A 17,159-nucleotide genomic window follows, 5' to 3' on the forward strand; every position below is an offset into this window, starting at 1 on the left:
AGATGGGAAAAGCAATTGTTGTAACATCTGGTAAAGGTGGTGTTGGTAAAACAACATCATCTGCAAATATTGGAACTGCATTAGCACTTCTTGAAAAAAAGGTTGTTCTAATGGATTTAGATATTGGTTTGCGTAATTTAGACGTTGTTTTAGGTCTTGATAACCGTATCTTATTTGATATTGTAGACGTAGCTGAGGGTCGTGCACGGTTACACCAAGCACTCATTAAAGATAAGAGATTTAACGAATATTTATACTTATTACCTGCTGCACAAAATACTGATAAATCAGCATTAGTTCCTGAACAAGTAAAAGCAATTGTTGATGAATTAAAAGAAGAGTTTGACTATGTTATTATTGATTGCCCAGCTGGAATTGAGCAAGGTTTTATGAATGCTATTGCTGGTGCAGATATGGCTATTATTGTAACAACGCCTGAAATTTCTGCGGTTCGTGATGCAGATCGCGTGGTAGGTTTATTAGAGCAAAATCCATTATTACAACAACCAAAATTAATTATTAATCGTATCCGTCGTCAAATGATGGAAGATGGTCAAGCAATGGATGTTGATGAGATTACACGTCATTTGTCTATTGATTTATTAGGAATTATTGTTGATGACGATGCTGTTATTAGTACATCAAATCATGGTGAACCAATTGTTTTAGATTCTAAAAATCCAGCTGGATTAGGTTATCGTAATGTAGCACGTCGACTACTAGGGGAAACAGTGCCCTTGATGACAATAAAACAGCCTCAAAAAGGTTTTTGGAAAAAAATGGGTTCATGGTTTAAGAAAGACTAATTCTTGACAATGTTAATGACAGTATGCTAAATTATTATCAATTAAGAAAAACGTTGAACAGAAGATTAAGGCTTAAACAAACTTTTAAAGAGAGTATCGATTGCTGAAAAGATACAGTTCTTAAGTCTGAAACACATCTGCGAGTTGATTTCCTAAACTAGTTAATTAGGGAAGTCCGGGATAAGCCCGTTATAGCTGTAGTTTAATAAACTCGTTAAGATTAAATTTGTGAGAATTTAATGATGTTTGAGGTGGTACCGCGATTCGTCGCCCTCTATAGTCAATAATGACTATAGAGTTTTTTTATACTCATTTTTATTAATCTACATAAGTTATTTTTCGTGAGAAAAATATGAATTTGAGGTGGCACCACGGCTATCGTCCTCTTGAGTCAATTTGATTTGGCTTGAGAGGATTTTTTTATTTAACTAAAGGGAGATAATGTAATGACTTATATATTAGAAATTTTGCCATCATTAATAGATGGTGCTAAATTAACGTTAGAAATATTTTTTTGGACGATCATTGGATCGATTCCACTTGGTTTAATTGTCGGATTAGGATTAATTTCAAAAATAAAACCAATTAAGTATTTTTTGAATTTTTATGTTTGGTTAATGCGAGGAACACCACTGCTACTACAATTAATTTTTGTGTTTTATGGACTACCAACACTACAACAGTTCCATATTCATATTGTATTCGGTCGATACGATGCGGCATTATTTGCATTTATTTTGAATTATGGTGCGTATTTTGCTGAAATATTTAGGGGTGGATTGCAATCGATTCCTAAAGGTCAATATGAAAGTGCAAAGGTATTGCGTCTATCATATTGGCAAACTATTAGGACAATTATTATTCCACAAGTGTTCAAGATCGTTTTACCTTCAATTGGAAATGAAATTATTAATTTAGTTAAAGATTCAAGTTTAGTATATGTTATTGGGTTAGGCGATTTATTAAGAGCCGGTAACGTAGCGACGAGTCGTGATGTAACACTCGTCCCACTATTGATGGTTGGGGCAATCTATCTGTTATTAACAGCTATATTTACACTTGTCTTGAAGAAAATTGAAAAACATTATAGTTATTACAAATAAGGAGTAATTCTATGCTAGAGTTAAAAAATATTAAAAAGTATTATGGAAAACGATTAATTTTAGATGATATTAATTTAACAGTTAATGATGGTGAAATTGTTAGTATTGTTGGTCCATCTGGTGGTGGAAAAACGACTTTATTGAGATGTATTAGTGGGTTAGAATCAATTGATTCTGGAGATATTCTAATTGATGCCTCACCATTTGATCCATATCGTAATAATACGAACGAAAGTGTTATTGGGGTAGTATTCCAGGAATTTCAATTATTCCCTCATCTTTCAGTGTTAGATAATATAACGTTAGCTCCAAAATTAGTTTTAAATCGTAATAAAGTCCAGGCCGAGGAAGAAGCACAAAAATTATTAGATCGCTTATCTCTCGGAAATAAAGGGCATTTATATCCTTACCAACTTTCAGGTGGGCAGAAACAACGAGTTGCAATTGCACGTGCATTAGCGATGAATCCTAAAATCTTGTGTTATGATGAACCAACTTCAGCACTTGATCCAGCACTACGCCAGGAAGTAGAGAATTTAATATTATCGTTGAAAGTAGACGGAATGACTCAAATAATAGTGACACATGATGTACCATTTGCTGAAAATATTGCGGATAAATTATTAAAAGTTAAGCCGCTAGAAGATTAGAGGATAATAAATGAATCAATTAGAAAAAAAAATTGTTTTTACAATATTATTTATGATGATGTTTATAGGATTAGCTGGCTGTAGCAATAGTAGCCAATCAATGAATTCGGTTGATAGTTGGAAATCAATTCAAAAAAAGGGTACCGTTGTTATCGGAATTGATGATAGTTTTGTGCCAATGACATTCAGACAAAAAGATGGTAGTTTAGTAGGATATGATGTTGATTTAGCAAAAAAAGTTTTTGAAAAATATGATATTCAAGTTGATTTCCAAACAATTGATTGGTCTATGAAAGAAACGGAATTAAAAAATGGGACAATTGATTTAATCTGGAATGGGTATACAAAAACAACTGCACGTGCTAAGAATGTTGCTTTCAGTCGTACATATTTAACGAACAAGCAAGTATTAGTAACAAAAAAATCAAGTGAAATTAATTCTTTTTCTGATATGAAACAAAAAATTTTAGGTGTTCAAAGTGGTTCAGCTGGATTTGATAGCTTAAATTTGCATCCAGATATTTTAAAAGATAATATTAAAGATAAAGAACCTGTTCAATATGATTCATTTGATAATGCTTTTATCGATTTAAATGCAGATAGAATTCAAGGACTTTTAATTGATGATGTCTATGCGAACTACTTTATTAAGCATCAGTCGAATTCAAATGCATATAACGTGATAAATGGTAATTTTAAAACTGAAGATTTTGCGGTAGGTATGCGAAAATCTGATACAACAATGCAATTAAAAATTAATAGGGCAATAACAGAGTTGCAAAACAAAGGTTATCTAAAAGAATTAAATCAAAAATGGTTTGGTGAAAATAATAATATTCAAAATAATTAATTTTGGAGGGACTATATGACATATGTAAATATTGGTGTGCTACTTGTTTTTTTATTGAACTTGTTAGCGGCAATTGTGACCGTCTTTAGAGAAAAACGTGATATTGCTGCAACATGGGCATGGCTTCTTGTCTTGATAGGTATACCTATTTTTGGATTTTTAATTTATCTTTTTTTTGGTAAGAAAATTTCAAAAGAAAAAATATTTGATATTAAAACACAGGGTCGTATGGGTGTTGACCAATTAGTAGATCAACAAAAAGAAGAATGGGCCAGAGGAGAATTAACAACAAGCGGTAAATATACTGATGATGTAAACGAAATCATGCATATGTTTTTAGAAATAGAGAAATCTATTTTAACTAAGAAGAATGAGGTTCAGTTATTTATTGATGGGCATGATAAGTTTAAGACGTTATTTCAAGACATTCGTAAAGCTAAACACCATATCCATGTTGAGTATTATGCATTCGAAGATGGGCATATTGGAAATGAACTATTGACGTTACTTGAAATGAAAGCAAATGAAGGTCTTGAAGTTAGAATCATCTATGATGCATTGGGATCAAAGGGAACTACTAAAAAATTCTTCAAACATCTTGAGGAATTGGGCGGTAAAGCAGAAGCCTTTCTGGGTTCACATTTTTCATTTTCAAATCTTCGTTTGAACTTTAGAGATCATAGAAAGATTGTCGTTATTGATGGTAAAATCGGTTACATCGGTGGATTCAATGTCGGTGATCAGTATCTAGGTGAAAGTGAGAAATTTGGTAACTGGCGAGATACACATATTCGCGTATTTGGAAACGCTGTCGGATCACTACAAAGTAGGTTCATTATGGATTGGAATGCAACTGCGAGAAATAATCAGATTAATTACCAGTCAAGTTATTTTCCACAAACTGTTACAAAAGGTAAAGTTAACATGCAAATTGTTTCTAGTGGACCTGATTCAGAAATTGAACAAATAAAAAAAGGTTATATTAAGTTAATTAATTCAGCTAAAAAATATATTTATATTCAAACACCTTATTTAATTCCAGATGATTCTGTTATAGAAGCGTTAGATATTGCGGTATCTTCAGGCGTTCAGGTTAGAATTATGATTCCTTGTATGCCAGATCATGCCTTTGTTTATCGTGCTACACAGTATTATGCGAAAGATCTAACGAATATTGGTGTAGAAATTTATCAATACAACAATGGATTTTTACACGCTAAAACAGTTGTAATTGATGAAATGGTTGCATCCGTTGGTTCAGCTAATTTTGATTTTAGAAGTTTTAAGTTAAACTTTGAAGCGAATGCATTTATTTATGATGTAGGTGTGGCAAGCACACTTAAAACAATTTTTGAAACTGATATGGAACAAAGTAGTCTTTTAACGAAAAGGTATTTTAATGATCAATCACATTGGTTGAAATTTAAGCAACAGTTTTCAAGACTTCTTTCACCGATATTATAGGAATGGAAACGCTTGACGTTTTTCAGGATGTATGCGATATTATTAATCGGAGACCAACACAAAGGGGAGCCGATTAATTTTGGCTGAGAGTGAAGAAATTCAGACCCTTGGAACCTGTTTGTTAATGCAAACGTAGGAATTGTGTGTAGAAGATTAACACCTTCTTTGTGCTTGGTTTACTAAGTCAAAGGAGGTTTTTTTGTTGGAAAGAAAAAAATTATTGATATTACTAGAAGGGGTCGTTATGGCCGCTTTAGCAATGGCGCTATCATTTGTTCCTAATCCGCCAAATATTGATATTGCACTAGGTGTGTTACCTATTGTGGTATACAGTTTACGACGCGGATTAAAAATGGGATTAATTATTGGGTTACTATATGGTATATTACCTATTTTAATTGGAACTGCGTTTGTATTAACGCCGGTTCAGGCTATCTTAGAGTATCCAGTTGCTAATTTGGTACTAGGATTTTCTGGGTTATTCTCTGCTCGTTTTTTAAGTCAGTTGCGTACTAAAAATATGCGTGGTGCCATACAATCACTGACTTTTGCGATTTTAATAGCTGTATTTCTAAAATACAGTGCTCATTTTATGGCTGGTATCATTTTTTGGTCAAAATATGTTCAATGGGGGCTTTCTCCAGTTGTGTACTCAGCAGTTGTCAATGGTGGGAGTATGATTATTAACATGATTATTGCTACCTTGATACTTAGTATCATACTTAAAAAAAGTCCAGGAATCTTCCTAGCTAAATAGAATAGACAGAAAAAGACGGATATAATAATCCGCCTTTTTTTATAAAAAAGGTTCCTAGCTAATTAAGCTGGGAACCTTTAAAATTTTTATTTTTAAATTAAGCGATTGACATAACTGCGGTTAAAACGACACCACCGACTGTTACAAGAATCATTAACCACACGACAAACATTGTGATTTTTTGGAATGTAGATTTCTTTTTCTTCATGTTTTACCCACCCTCTCAAATCTAATAGTGTAACTATAACTTTTTTATAAGTAAAATGTCAACTTAAAAGTAGTCATTTTTCTTTAAATAATAAGCAGTTAATAAACAAATTATTAACGTGATTAATTGTAACCACCAGAATGAAAAATGAGTGTCTGCACCAGGAAGGGATACGTTCATGCCGAACATACCGCCAACGATTGTTGGTATCGTTAAAATAATCGTCATCGACGTTAAGACCTTCATGATAATATTTAAATTGTTTGAAATAACTGATGAAACCATTTCACCATAATTCTCTAATATTTTAGTTTGAATGCTTGTCATTGTTTCGGCTTGTTGGTTCTCGATTAAAACATCTGTGAGTAAATCATCAGTTGCCTTTTGTTTGAAATGCTCATTTGAGTCAACCATAGATTGAAGTACTGGATTATTTTTCTTTAAAGCAGCATCAAAATAAACTAAACTTTTTTGCATTGACATCATTTGATAATATTGCTCATTTTTAGTTGCTTTAGCAAGTGATTTTTCTAAATTTTCGGTTTCTTGAATGATAGATTTTAACGCAACGACAAAACTTTGTGATAGATACCAAAGTAATTTCAAAGTGAATTGATCCGATGTTATCGTTTTAATTTGATGAATTGGACTATCCGCGATAAATTTACTGATAAAATCTGGTTCACTATTTGAGACTGTAATTATTGCATCATCTGCTAAGATAATTGAAAAAGGAAACGTTTGGTATTCTAAGTAGCCTAGCGAGTTTCTAATGCGATGAGGGTACTGCATTAAGACTAAGTCAGGAACAATATTTTGAGACAATCCTTCAGTTCTTGAATTTTCTTGATCATCTGAAATAGCGGTCATATAGTCTCGTGGTATAGCATACTTTTTAATAAGTTCATTTATTTCTATTTCAGAAGGATTTGTAACGTTAATCCAACATGATTTACTGTATTCTTTTATTTTTTGAATTGTACCTAACTCAGTTGATGTATAATATTCTATCAATATCAAAGTCCCCTTTATTCGAATAACATAATACATAGTATACCAAATTTTTTAAGCTTTCGTTAATTCAGACATCTAGTTGTTAAGATTAGTTCAAATACGCTATAATAGTAAACATAACTGTAACCTAAATTGAAATATATGGTAGAATCATCTATAATATAAGACATTGATTTTTATGAAAATGAGGGATGAAAATATGTGTGGATTTGCAGGTGTATTGAGCGACAGACAAAAAAATACCAATGATGATTACGATAAAATTGTTCATAATATGACAAAAATGATTGTTCACCGTGGTCCTGATGATTCAGGTTATTTTAGTGATGATGATATAACAATGGGATTTAGAAGATTAAGTATTATTGATTTAGAAGGCGGACACCAACCACTTTCATATGAAAATGAACGTTACTGGTTAACTTTCAACGGTGAAATCTATAATTATATTGAACTACGTGAAGCATTAGTTGCTGATGGTTATGAATTTAAAACAGATTCTGATTCAGAAGTCATTTTAGGTATGTATGCTAAGTACGGTGCAGAAGCTGTTAAGCAATTCCGCGGAATGTTTGGATTTGTTATCTGGGATACGCAAGAAAAAACACTTTTTGCTGCCCGTGATCAATTTGGGATTAAACCATTTTATTACGCTATAGCAGATGACAATTTTTATTATGGTTCGGAAAGTAAAGCTATTTATAAAGTTTTAAAAAATAAGACATTTGATAAAGATGCACTTCAAGATTATATGACATTCCAATTTGTACCAGAACCAGAAACGTTAACTAAAGAAATTGATATGTTACAACCTGGACATTATTTAACGAAAAAATTAGGCGAGAAGCCAGTCATTACACGATATTTTTCTGCCGAATTTCATCCAGTAGTTCGTCCAGAAGAGACATATATTAAACGTATTAAAGACGTCTTAATTGATTCAGTTGATAAGCATATGCGTGCCGATGTACCAGTTGGTTCATTCTTATCTGGTGGAATTGATTCGTCTATTATTGTTGCTATTGCTAAAGAATTAAATCCAAAATTAGAAACAATTTCAGTTGGATTTGAACGTGAAGGCTATAGTGAAATAGATGTTGCGCAAGAAACCGCAGAAAAATTAAATGTCGCTAATTTTAGTTCTGTTATTACGGCTGAAGCATTTATGAAGGCTTTTCCACATTTTATTTGGAATATGGATGATCCCTTGGCTGATCCGGCTGCTGTGCCTCAATATTTCCTTGCTAAAGAGGCCAGAAAACGTGTTAAAGTTGCATTGACGGGTGAAGGTGCTGATGAACTATTTGGTGGTTACACTATTTATCATGAACCTGAATCATTAAAAGGATTTAAATACACTAAACCAATTAATGGTGCGTTGAATAAAATTGCTCAAATGATGCCTAAAGGGATGCGTGGACAAAGTTTCCTTCTTCGAGGCACGACACCAATGGAGGATCGTTACGTTGGTAATGCTTTTATTTTTAATGAAAAAGAAAAAGAAGCATTCTTTAAAGACTATAATAAAAATCATCCATTCCAAAGTATTACTGGCCAATATTATAATGCATCAAAAGATTACAATAAAATAGATCAAATGCAATTTATTGATATGCATACATGGTTAAATGGAGATTTATTGCATAATGCCGATCGTACAACAATGGCACACAGCATAGAATTGAGAACACCATTTTTGGATAAAGAAGTTTTTGCAGTTGCTTCTGAAGTGCCTGCAGATTTGAGAATTGCACATGGAACAACCAAGTATGCTTTACGCAAAGCTGCTGAAGGTATCGTTCCTGACCATGTTTTAAATCGTAAAAAATTAGGTTTCCCTGTGCCTATTCGTTTTTGGTTAAAAGACGAAATGTATGACTGGGCTAAACAAATTATTAATGATTCTCAAACAGATGAATTTTTTAACAAACAATATTTCATAGATTTATTGGATGAACATCGTGCTGGTGTTAGAGATAACTCCAGAAAAATATGGACTGTCTTAACATTTATGGTATGGCATCGTATTTACATTGAAAGTGACATATTAGAAGATAGTAAAACAGTAACAGAAAAAGCTAAATAATAAATAGTGGGAGTTCAAAATAATGACAATTATGGTTCAGAAGTTTGGTGGCACATCGGTTCAAGACGATGAGTCGAGACGAGCAGCTTTAAAACACGTAAAATATTCAGTTGATAAAGGGTATCAAGTCGTTGTCGTTGTTTCAGCAATTGGGCGTAAAGGTGCACCTTATGCAACTGATTCATTATTAGGACTTGTCGATGGAGAGCAATCATTACTTTCTAATAGAGAACTTGATATGATTGTTTCTGTTGGTGAAACTATTTCTGCCGCAGTTTTTTCTGAATTATTGAATAAGGAAGGCATTAAAGCTGCTGCTTTAACAGGGCAGGATGCTGGAGTTGAAACAACTGATGAATTTCAGAATGCTAAAGTAATTAACATTAATACTGATTTAATTGATGAGGCATTTAAAGATGCTGATGTTTTAGTTGTGACTGGGTTCCAAGGTGCTACAAGTAAAGGTCAAACGACGACTATTGGGCGTGGTGGAAGTGATACGACAGCTGCATTACTTGGAGCAGCATTAGATGCTGAACGTGTCGATATTTTTACTGACGTGTCAGGGATGATGACTGCCGATCCTAGATTAGTTACAAAGGCAAAATTTCTAGAAACAGTCAGTTATGAAGAAGTTGCAAATATGGCTCATGAAGGTGCGAAAGTTATCCATCCTCGTGCAGTGGAAATTGCGCAACAAGCCCATGTTCCAGTTCGGATTCGCTCAACTTGGCAAAGTCCTGAAGAGATGGGAACCCTTGTGACCGACCGAAACTTAGGTGTAAAGCATTATCGTAGTGTAACTGGTATTGCTCATGTGACTGGACTCAGTCAATTTACAATTAAAACAGTTAATCATGCTCCAAAAGATGTTTTTAATTTGATGTCCAATAATAATTTGAGCGTTGATTTTATTAATATCTCACCTGGCAAAGTCCTCTTTAATTTGTTCAATGATGATGAAAAAAAAGCTAAACAACTTTTAGTAGATGCTGGAATTGATGTCTCAGTGCTTCCAAACTGTGCGAAAGTTTCAATTGTGGGAGCGGGGATGACTGGAACACCAGGTGTTACGGCCAAAATTGTAACAGCACTAGCTGAGAAGGATATTAATATTCTTCAAACAACTGATAGTTATACGACAATTTGGATTTTAGTTCAACAGGACGATTTAAAAACTGCTGTTAATGCATTACATGATGTCTTTTTAAGCAGTATCTAAAAGGGGTAATTTATGAAACTTTTACCATTTTTTGGAACTTGGTATGGGTCGATAATTTTAATATTTGGATATATTCTAATTTTAACTTTACTTAAACGTATTTTACGTAAAAATTGGCCTAAACGGTTGCAAATCATTGATTTTTTACCACCATTACTTCTTTTATTGACACATATTTTATCAGTACGAGAGTTTAATTTATCGATTACACCATTTATAATATTTTCTTGGTGCTTAATTGGTATTGCTAGTGCGCTTATGTATGCGTATCGAGATGGAGAATTAATTTATGCAAAATTTTTCAAGACCATTTGGAAAATTACTGATATTTATATGCTTGGATGGTACCTCTTAATGCTTCTCTTTTTAGTACTATTTTAAGGATATCGTCCTACATTTTTAATTATAAGTAATGTAAAAAACACTTAATCTAAAAAGGATTGAGTGTTTTTTTGTATATTATCATTTAAAATCATAATATTGGGGAATTCAGTGGTGGAATGTGGGGCATTGTGGTAAAATTTAAATAGTTACTATGAAGGGGGGCTGTACACAATGTTTATGGGCGAATTTAAACACACTTTAGATACTAAAGGTAGATTAATTATTCCAGCTAAATTTCGTGAGGAATTAGGTGAGAAATTTGTTATTACTCGAGGTATGGATGGTTGTTTATTCGGATATACACAAACAGAGTGGACACTCCTAGAAGAAAAGCTTAAAACACTCCCTTTAACAAAAAAAGATTCACGGGCTTTTGTAAGATTTTTATATTCTGCAGCTACAGAATGTGAATTTGATAAACAAGGCCGTATTAATATTCCAGTTCCTTTAAGAACACATGCTGATTTAGAAAAAAAATGTGTGCTAGTAGGTGTTTCAAACAGATTCGAAGTATGGAGTGAAGATCGATGGAATAGTTTTTCAGAGAGTGCATCAGAAAATTTTGATGAAATTGCAGAAAATATGATTGATTTTGGATTTTAAATAACACGTATGAAAGGGGATAAAACTATGACGACATTTGAACATGAAACAGTACTACTAAATGAAGCAGTAGATGGGTTGGCTATTAAACCAGATGGTATATATGTTGATTGTACTTTGGGTGGCGGTGGACATAGTGCCCTAATCCTGTCTCAACTAAGTACGGAGGGACATTTATATGCTTTTGACCAAGATCAAACAGCGATTACTTATAATGAAGGGCATTTAAAAAAATACATAGAAAATGGACAAGTTACGTTTATTAAACGCAATTTTAAAGATTTAAAAGCCGCGTTACTGGAACTTAATGTCACGGAAGTAGATGGTGTACTCTATGACTTAGGTGTATCATCCCCACAATTTGATGTCGCAGAACGAGGCTTCAGTTATCAGCACGATGCGCCGTTAGATATGAGGATGGATTTAAGTGCAGAATTAACAGCTAAAGAGATTGTTAATAATTGGACATATCAAGAACTTATTAGAATCTTTTTTAGATATGGTGAAGAAAAATTTGCAAAGTCAATTGCTCGTCAGATTGAAAATGCTAGAGAAAATGAAGAAATTGTTACAACTAGTCAATTAGTTGAATTAATTAAAATGGGTATTCCGGCTCGTGCAAGACGAACAGGTGGGCACCCTGCTAAAAAAGTTTTTCAAGCTATTCGAATTGCGGTTAATGATGAATTGGGTGTTTTAGAAGATTCATTAGAGCAAGCAATTGATTTAATTAATGTTAAGGGGCAAGTTAGCGTTATTACATTTCAGTCATTAGAAGATAGATTGGTCAAAACGATGTTTAAGGAACGAACAAGTTTACCAGAGTTACCACCGGGTTTACCTGTAATTCCAGATAATATTCAGCCAAATTATGCACTAGTTAATAAAAAGCCAATTTTACCATCAGAATTAGAATTACAGAATAATAGGCGTGCACATTCAGCAAAATTGAGAATTATAAAACGATTGAAAAAATAATATTTTATAATAAAGGGGTTACATATCATGGCACAAAATAGCACAGCACGACAAATGCCAAGAGAATATAAAGAAAATCCAAGACAACAACCTATACATAAAAAAACAGTGGGATCACAAAGTGTTGCATTTTCTAGAATTGAAAAATCATTATTTGGTTTAATTGGTGCAATTTCTTTGGTACTTATGCTTATGCTAGTTTCATCTCAGGTAGAGTTGTCTAATAGTAGTCAATTTTTACAAAATATTAACAGCGAAATAACAGCTATTCAAACTAAGAGTTCTGATTTGACACAAGAAGTGAACGAACTTGCCAGTAATGATCGATTAAATAGTATCGCTAATAAAAATGGTCTTAATTTAAGTGAGAGTAGAATAAGGAATGTAACGAAATGAATAATCAAAAGCAACGGATGATAAATGACATGAAAAAGAAACGTAGAAATAGGCAAAGGTTTGGTGTGCTACTAATCCTGGCCGTTTTAGCGATTCTTTTGATGTTTATCATTCGTTTTTCTTATATTGTAATAGGTGGAAAAGTTTCAGATGTTAATTTAAGTAGCCAAACACAGGCACTTTATGAAAATAGTCGAATTGATAAAGCAAATAGAGGAACCATTTATGATGATTCAAATCAACCGATTGCTGAAGATACAACAAACTACTCAATTTATGCAGTTCTATCAAAATCATATGTTGGTGCAAATAACAAAGCGTTATACGTTACTGATAAGAGTAAAGCTGCAAAAGTTATTAGTGATGCGATTGGAATGAAAGAATCTAAAGTTTACAATATTTTGAATGCAAAAAAAGGAACTTACCAAGTTGAATTTGGTAATTCTGGTAAAAACTTATCTTTGGAAACAAAAAACAAGATAGAATCAGCAGATTTAAAAGGTATTTATTTCACTGAAACACAAGCAAGATTATATCCAAATGGTGTTTTTGCATCACATTTAATTGGTGTGACAAAAAGCACTTCAAAAAAAGGTGATTCAACTTTATCTGGTGTAATGGGACTAGAATTAGCATTTAATAAACAATTAAGTGGAACAGACGGGTTAAAAAAGGTCCAAAAAGATAGTTATGGTTACCAACTACCAAACTCAAAGACAAAAACAAAAAAAGTTGAAAATGGAAATAATATTTATACAACCATTGATACAAAATTACAAACGTATCTTGAAACAACTCTAACTAACGTACAAAAAACATATAATCCTAAATCAATGAATGTTGTTATAATGAATGCTAAAAATGGAAAAATTTTGGCAGGAAGTCAACGGCCTACATTTAATGCAGATACCAAAAGTGGTATTTCAAAGATGTGGCGTAATACGCTAATTGAAGATAGTTATGAACCTGGCTCGACTATGAAAGTATTTACAATGGCAGCTGCTATTGAAAATAATGCCTACAATGAGAATGCCGTCTATAAATCAGGTGTTTTAAAAGTGGGAACTAAGATTGTTCCTGATTGGAATACATCTGGTTGGGGTTTAATCACTTATCGTGAAGGTTTCGCTCGTTCAAGTAATGTTGGTATGGCTAAGTTGGAACAAGCGATGGGGCATACTGCTTGGCTTAAATATATTAAAAAATTTGGTTTCCTGGAAAGTACAAATCTGGGATTAGCTAATGAAGCAAAAGGTAGTATTGAATTTCAATACCCAATTGAACAAGCAGATACAGCTTTTGGTCAAGGAATAAATGTGACAACTATGCAAATGATGCAAGGTTTTACGGCATTTGCAAACAACGGTAAGATGATCAAACCAACGCTTGTGGATAAAATTGTAGATCCTAATACTGGAAAAACAACGTATCAAGCTAAAACAACAAATTTAGGACAAGTTATTAAAAAATCAACGTCTAAAGAAGTATTAAGCATGATGCAAGATGTTATCTACAAAAATTATGGGACCGGTAATGCCTTTAAAATTGATGGTTACAAGATAGCTGCAAAAACAGGAACTGCCCAAATTTCGGATCCAAATGGAACTGGATATCTAACGGGTGATGCAAATTATGTCTTTTCAGTTGTAGGTATGGCGCCGGCCAAAGATCCAAAATATATTATGTATGTAACGATGAAACAACCACAAAATATGCAAGGTACCAGTGGTAATGCTATTTTGGCACAAATATTTAATCCATTGATGAAGAGGACTTTAGAAGAAGACAGTTCAACAGCGGTATCAACTGCAAAGACTAATGTAACAGTAGCAGACGTTACAAATAGTTCAACTTCATCAGCTAAAACAAAATTAAACGAACAAAATCTAGATATTGCAGTTATCGGACATGGCAGAACGGTAGCTAATCAGTATCCACCTGCTGGAACGACTGTATTATCCGGACGTAAAATATTGTTATTAACAAATGGTGAAATGATTATGCCTGATTTAACCGGTTGGTCAAAGAGTGATGCGGTGAATGCTGCAGAATTAATGAAACTAAACTTAACGACAACGGGTAGTGGTTATGTAGCAGCTCAAAGTATTAAGGCGAATACAGTTGTTAAAAAATCAACTATGGTGAAATTAACGTTAAAATAAAAAGGTGAATATAGATATGAGAGCAGATAAATTAATCCAAAGTTTAAAATTTAAACGAGTATCAACGGCGATTGATTCAGAGTTAGATATTAAGCTATTAACACAAGATACAAGAGAAGTTGTTGAAGATAGTCTATTTGTTGCTGTTGAAGGTTATACAGTTGATGGACATGATTTTGTGAATCAAGCGGTTGAAAAAGGTGCGAAGATTATTATTGCTCGTAAACCAGTTGATGTACCTGTTCCAGTCGTTTATGTCCAAGATACAAATCGTGCGATGGCAATTCTTGCCGATGCATTTTATGGCGTCCCAAGTCAGCAGATGAGAATGATTGGTGTTACTGGTACAAATGGTAAGACGACTGTTACACATTTGATTGAACAAATTTATCGTGACTTAAATCAAAAAACAGGTTTAATCGGTACAATGTATCGTAAAATAAATGATACACTGTATCCTTCGAATAATACAACTCCAGATGTTATTACATTGCAAAGAACTTTAGCACAAATGAAACAAGAAAAAGTTGAAACTGTTGCAATGGAAGTTTCTTCACATGCGTTAGTCTTAGGACGTGTATGGGGTATTGATTTTGATATCGCAGTTTTTACAAATTTGACACAAGATCATTTAGATTTTCATAAAACAATGGAAAATTATGCACATGCAAAAAGTATGTTATTTGCTCAGTTGGGTAATCATTATACTGAATCAGGCGACTCAAAAGTGGCTGTTTTAAATTTTGATGACCCAGTGGCTCGAACGTTTACTCAGTTTACTTCTGCTCAAATATTATCTTACGGTATCGAAAATGATGATGCCATGATTCAAGCTAAAAATATTGAAATTAAGAGTCATGGAACTGAGTTTGATTTAATTCTTTTTGGTGAAACAACTCATGTTACAATGCAATTAATCGGCTTGTTTAATGTTTATAATATGCTTGCTGCGTTTAGTGCCGCATATGCTGCTGGACTTGATGAAACACAAATTATTAAATCACTTGAAAAAGTGACTGGTGTTAAAGGTCGTTTTCAATTAGTGCCTTCTAAAACGGGTATCAGTGTAATTGTAGATTACGCGCACACACCAGATGGGTTATTAAATGTCTTAGAGACAATACAAGATTTTGCACAAAATAAAATTTATTGCATTGTTGGCTGCGGTGGTGATCGTGATAAAGGAAAACGTCCTAAAATGGCAAAAATTGCTGCTGACCATAGTGATTACCCAGTATTTACTATGGATAATCCTAGAACTGAAGATCCTAAGGAAATTATGGCAGACATGCTGACTGGAATTCCAGAAAATAGAGCAACTGTTATAATGGATCGACACGATGCAATTGCTCAAACAATAAAAAAGGCGCAACCAGGAGATGTTATTTTAATTGCTGGTAAAGGTCATGAAGATTATCAAATTCTTGGTCGAGAAAAAGTGCATTTTGACGATGTTGAAGAAGCATCGGGAGCATTAAATAAAAAATAAGAATTGAGTGAGGATAAGACAATGACTAAACCAGAAATGTTTATACCGTTGGTAAGTGGATTCGCATTAACGTTTATGTTTATGCCATTATTTATTGGCTATTTTAGAATACGTAAACAAGGGCAAATGATTAGAGAAGAAGGACCAAAATGGCATGAGAAAAAGTCTGGTACACCAACAATGGGTGGATTTGTCTTTAATATTGCTATTATTATTACTGCAATTTGGACAGGTATATGGGCTAATTCTATGACACCAGCGATGATGATTATGATTTTCATCTTATTTTTATATGCTATTTTAGGATTTTGGGATGACAGTATCAAATTATTCAAACGACAAAATGAAGGTTTAAAGCCTTGGCAAAAATTATTGGGTCAAATAGTTGGTGGATTAATCTTCACCGTCGTTTATGTCCATGAACATTTGCCACTTGCAATTAATGTCTTTGGTTTTGGTGAGGTCTCAATCGGTATTCTTTATGCTGTATTCATTATTATTTGGCTTGTTGGATTCTCTAATGCGGTTAATTTAACTGATGGAATTGACGGTCTTGTTTCAGGTCAATCAATTATTGCATTCGGTGCATATGCAGTTGTTGCGCAAGTACAACAACAAAAGGATGTACTTATTTTTTGTTTATCTGTCATTGGCGCATTAATTGCGTTCATTTGGTTTAATCATAAACCAGCTAAAGTTTTCATGGGAGATATGGGATCGTTAGCATTAGGTGGTGCATTAGCAACCGTTTCAATTTTATTACACCAAGAACTATCACTCATTTTTATTGGTATTATATTTGTTTGTGAGACGGCAAGTGTTATTTTACAAGTAGCTTCATTTAAATTAACAGGTAAACGCATATTCAAGATGAGCCCAATTCATCATCATTTTGAAATGAGTGGTTGGAATGAATGGAAAATTGATATTGTCTTTTGGACTATTGGGTTAATTGCTGCGATTTTAACGTTACTAGTCATTTTATAA

17 protein-coding genes, 1 riboswitch and 1 other annotated feature are annotated in these 17,159 nt (G+C 33.2%); of the genes, 15 read left to right on the plus strand and 2 right to left on the minus strand.

Translation table 11 applies throughout. The features are described from left to right. The first annotated feature begins 2 nt into the window (after positions 1 to 2). From minD to thiT, 6 genes are all read left to right on the plus strand, one after another. Positions 3 to 806: a septum site-determining protein MinD gene (gene minD / locus AC1RPX_RS05650; protein WP_409022353.1), complete on the plus strand. Its 804-nt coding sequence runs from the start codon at positions 3 to 5 to the stop codon at positions 804 to 806. 44 nt (positions 807 to 850) lie between these two features. Then, positions 851 to 1,084 (plus strand) — a binding site (T-box leader). Between the two features lie 168 nt (positions 1,085 to 1,252). Further along, complete coding sequence (locus AC1RPX_RS05655) at positions 1,253 to 1,909, plus strand: amino acid ABC transporter permease (RefSeq protein WP_409022354.1); 657 nt, start codon at positions 1,253 to 1,255, stop codon at positions 1,907 to 1,909. An 11-nt stretch (positions 1,910 to 1,920) separates the two neighbouring features. Beyond that, positions 1,921 to 2,559 carry an amino acid ABC transporter ATP-binding protein gene (locus AC1RPX_RS05660; RefSeq protein WP_409022355.1) on the plus strand — a complete coding sequence of 213 codons (639 nt, stop codon included), beginning with the start codon at positions 1,921 to 1,923 and terminating at the stop codon, positions 2,557 to 2,559. A gap of 10 nt (positions 2,560 to 2,569) precedes the next feature. Beyond that, positions 2,570 to 3,409, plus strand: a complete 840-nt coding sequence (locus AC1RPX_RS05665) for an amino acid ABC transporter substrate-binding protein (RefSeq protein WP_481761672.1) — start codon at positions 2,570 to 2,572, stop codon at positions 3,407 to 3,409. Between the two features lie 15 nt (positions 3,410 to 3,424). Further along, positions 3,425 to 4,873 (plus strand): cardiolipin synthase, encoded by a 1,449-nt coding sequence (cls, locus tag AC1RPX_RS05670; protein ID WP_481761673.1) that lies wholly within the window; start codon positions 3,425 to 3,427, stop codon positions 4,871 to 4,873. A 52-nt stretch (positions 4,874 to 4,925) separates the two neighbouring features. Beyond that, positions 4,926 to 5,029: riboswitch (TPP riboswitch) on the plus strand. Positions 5,030 to 5,075: 46 nt separating this feature from the next. Continuing rightward, complete coding sequence (gene thiT, locus AC1RPX_RS05675) at positions 5,076 to 5,630, plus strand: energy-coupled thiamine transporter ThiT (protein ID WP_481761674.1); 555 nt, start codon at positions 5,076 to 5,078, stop codon at positions 5,628 to 5,630. Between the two features lie 97 nt (positions 5,631 to 5,727). On the opposite strand, the gene AC1RPX_RS05680 is transcribed toward thiT, so the two are convergent. Both AC1RPX_RS05680 and AC1RPX_RS05685 read right to left on the minus strand, forming a co-directional pair. Beyond that, the gene (locus AC1RPX_RS05680; protein WP_409022359.1) at positions 5,728 to 5,838 is read right to left on the minus strand and encodes a DUF4044 domain-containing protein; all 111 of its coding nucleotides are present in this window, start codon (positions 5,836 to 5,838) and stop codon (positions 5,728 to 5,730) included. Between the two features lie 63 nt (positions 5,839 to 5,901). Next, a complete protein-coding gene (locus tag AC1RPX_RS05685) occupies positions 5,902 to 6,852 on the minus strand; it encodes a magnesium transporter CorA family protein (RefSeq protein ID WP_409022360.1) in 951 nt (316 codons plus the stop codon). Positions 6,853 to 7,051: 199 nt separating this feature from the next. Here AC1RPX_RS05685 and asnB point away from each other — a divergent pair, with 199 nt between their 5' ends. The 9 genes from asnB (at position 7,052) to mraY (ending at position 17,159) form a co-directional block, all read left to right on the plus strand. After that, positions 7,052 to 8,938: an asparagine synthase (glutamine-hydrolyzing) gene (gene asnB / locus AC1RPX_RS05690; protein ID WP_481761723.1), complete on the plus strand. Its 1,887-nt coding sequence runs from the start codon at positions 7,052 to 7,054 to the stop codon at positions 8,936 to 8,938. A 22-nt stretch (positions 8,939 to 8,960) separates the two neighbouring features. Then, positions 8,961 to 10,160, plus strand: a complete 1,200-nt coding sequence (gene dapG, locus AC1RPX_RS05695; protein ID WP_481761675.1) for an aspartate kinase — start codon at positions 8,961 to 8,963, stop codon at positions 10,158 to 10,160. A gap of 12 nt (positions 10,161 to 10,172) precedes the next feature. Continuing rightward, positions 10,173 to 10,541, plus strand: a complete 369-nt coding sequence (locus AC1RPX_RS05700; protein WP_409022362.1) for a DUF3397 family protein — start codon at positions 10,173 to 10,175, stop codon at positions 10,539 to 10,541. Positions 10,542 to 10,715: 174 nt separating this feature from the next. After that, a complete protein-coding gene (gene mraZ / locus AC1RPX_RS05705) occupies positions 10,716 to 11,147 on the plus strand; it encodes a division/cell wall cluster transcriptional repressor MraZ (protein ID WP_481761676.1) in 432 nt (143 codons plus the stop codon). 27 nt (positions 11,148 to 11,174) lie between these two features. Next, on the plus strand, positions 11,175 to 12,125 hold the full coding sequence (rsmH, locus tag AC1RPX_RS05710; protein ID WP_481761677.1) for a 16S rRNA (cytosine(1402)-N(4))-methyltransferase RsmH: 951 nt from the start codon (positions 11,175 to 11,177) through the stop codon (positions 12,123 to 12,125). Between the two features lie 27 nt (positions 12,126 to 12,152). Further along, a complete protein-coding gene (ftsL, locus tag AC1RPX_RS05715; protein WP_481761678.1) occupies positions 12,153 to 12,521 on the plus strand; it encodes a cell division protein FtsL in 369 nt (122 codons plus the stop codon). Beyond that, a complete protein-coding gene (locus AC1RPX_RS05720) occupies positions 12,518 to 14,683 on the plus strand; it encodes a penicillin-binding transpeptidase domain-containing protein (RefSeq protein ID WP_409022366.1) in 2,166 nt (721 codons plus the stop codon). Before ftsL ends, AC1RPX_RS05720 begins: the two co-directional genes overlap by 4 nt. 16 nt (positions 14,684 to 14,699) lie before the next feature. Continuing rightward, positions 14,700 to 16,172: a UDP-N-acetylmuramoyl-L-alanyl-D-glutamate--2,6-diaminopimelate ligase gene (locus AC1RPX_RS05725; protein WP_481761679.1), complete on the plus strand. Its 1,473-nt coding sequence runs from the start codon at positions 14,700 to 14,702 to the stop codon at positions 16,170 to 16,172. A 21-nt stretch (positions 16,173 to 16,193) separates the two neighbouring features. Further along, entirely contained in the window at positions 16,194 to 17,159 is a 966-nt protein-coding gene (gene mraY / locus AC1RPX_RS05730) for a phospho-N-acetylmuramoyl-pentapeptide-transferase (protein ID WP_409022368.1), read from the plus strand.

The organism is Dellaglioa sp. CoH-56-MRSF-14 (assembly GCF_056782115.1).